General features: G+C 70.7%; 2 protein-coding genes. One reads left to right on the top strand and one right to left on the bottom strand.

What is annotated here, in order from left to right; genetic code table 11:
• Positions 1-32: 32 nt before the first annotated feature.
• Entirely contained in the window at positions 33-1,064 is a 1,032-nt protein-coding gene (locus tag ACFWVE_RS34970) for a 7-epi-alpha-eudesmol synthase (protein WP_384023282.1), read from the bottom strand.
• A 327-nt stretch (positions 1,065-1,391) separates the two neighbouring features.
• Here ACFWVE_RS34970 and ACFWVE_RS34965 point away from each other — a divergent pair, with 327 nt between their 5' ends.
• Entirely contained in the window at positions 1,392-1,784 is a 393-nt protein-coding gene (locus ACFWVE_RS34965) for a VOC family protein (protein ID WP_384023279.1), read from the top strand.
• Positions 1,785-1,829: the final 45 nt, after the last annotated feature.

The raw sequence follows: 1,829 nt of genomic DNA, 5'->3' as shown, positions 1-1,829 counted from the left end.
GCCCCGCCCCGGGGCCGGGCAGCACGGCCGTCTCACACGGTCAGCAGATCATCGACCGAGCCGCGGCCCGCCTGCTCGGCGGTGGCCACCGCGCCCTCCTTCGACGCCGCGTACCGGCCGCTGGTCAGGGCCCACTCGTAGTTGCCCTCGATCCAGTGCTGGATGGCCTGTACGCCCTTGTCCACCCGCTCGCGCTCGTCCGCGTCGAGCCCGAGCTCGTCGCACATACGGGGCACCCGCGCCTCGAGCTGCAGGTACTCCTCCAGGCAGGCGGTCGTCACGCGGTACGCCTCGGCCGCGGCCTCCTCCCACGAGCAGCCGCGCTCCCGGTGCAGTACGGCGATCAGGTTGTGGCCGTCCCCGCGGCGCCGCTCCCGCTCGAAGGAGTGGATGTCGTTCATGAACCCGATGGTGTCCGCGGCCAGATCACGCATCCGCTCCATCAGGGGATGGGCCATCGCGCGCGCCGGCACCTCGAATCCGCGGCTGCGCTCACCGGCGTCGATGCTGTGGTGGATGCCGACGGTACGGCGCCGGAACACGGCGTACTCGTCGAGGCCGAGCGTCCCGGCCAGCCCGCGGGCCGCCAGGTCGACCTCCTCGCAGTGGGCCACCAGGAACCGGCCCCAGGACGCGGCGAACCGGGTCTGCCAGGTCAGGGACATGCCATCCGAGAGGCGTTCCCAGACCTGCGCCCAGGCCACCGTGATCGGGCAGACCACCCGGGGCGTGCTTCCCGCCGGCCGCAGTGGGGTGACGATGAGCTCCCGCGCCACGTCGGCTATCACGTCCGCCCGGTCCGGCCGCCCGGCGTCGAACTGGTCGTCGAACAGGAACGCCAGCGAGAACCAGTTCATCAGGACGACCATGTCCTCGGCCGAGGCGTACGGATAGGTGCGGGCGGCGGCCTGCGGCAGGTCCCAGGAGCGGTACTCGTCGAAGCCGGCCCGGCTGCGCACCAGCCCCATGTCCCACACCCAGCGCAGATGACGCGCCCGCGCGTACTCCAGATGCTCGCTGACCGGGGTGTTGAAGGGAAGGTCGAACCGGACGTCCTGAGACATGTGCTTCCTTTCGGGAGACGGAACGCAGAGTCCCCCGCCCTGCGAACGAGCCGTCGCGGAGGCGGCCCGCACGCTCGAACTCGGCTACACGGCACGGAAGTTGAACCGGTAAGCGGAACGAGGATGCCCAGATCCTAGATGATCTGCACCGGGTGATCATCGTGATATCCGTTACTGCACAAGCCACTTGAGGTGCGTGCATCGCCAAAAGCCCGAGGTATCCCTGGACTTACCGTTGATTGAATCCCCGGAACGGGGAAAGGCGCCCAGTACAGGCCGGGGAGTGGCCCCGACCCGTGGACGGACCCCGGACCCTGTGGAGGAGACATGTCGACCGTGCCTGTGGGAGTGGTGGTGCTCGACTGCGCCGAGCCCGAGAAGCTCGCCGAGTTCTACCGAGAGCTGCTGGCGGCGGAGGTGGTGGGCGTCAACGCCAACCGGGTGGAGATCCGGGCCGCCGACGGCTTCAGGCTGGCGCTGCGCCGGGACGCCAACGCCACCACGCCGAGCTGGCCGCGTCCCGAGAACTCGCTCCAGGCGCACCTGGAGTTCGAGGTCGACGACCTGGACGCCGCGGAACGCCGGATCGTGGGCCTCGGCGGCCGCCCGGTGGAGACGAAGGACGCCACGGGCCCCTTGGAGGAACGCGGCTACGCCGACCCGTCCGGGCACTCCTTCACCCTGCGCTGCGACGTGCCGGTGGCGCCGAAACTGGGCTGACCCGAGCGCCGGACGGAGGCCTCCCGGCGCCCCAGGGGCGCCGGG

This window comes from Streptomyces sp. NPDC058632 (genome assembly GCF_042717095.1).
Lineage (GTDB): Bacteria > Actinomycetota > Actinomycetes > Streptomycetales > Streptomycetaceae > Streptomyces.
This window is presented reverse-complemented; position numbering and strand designations above follow the sequence as displayed.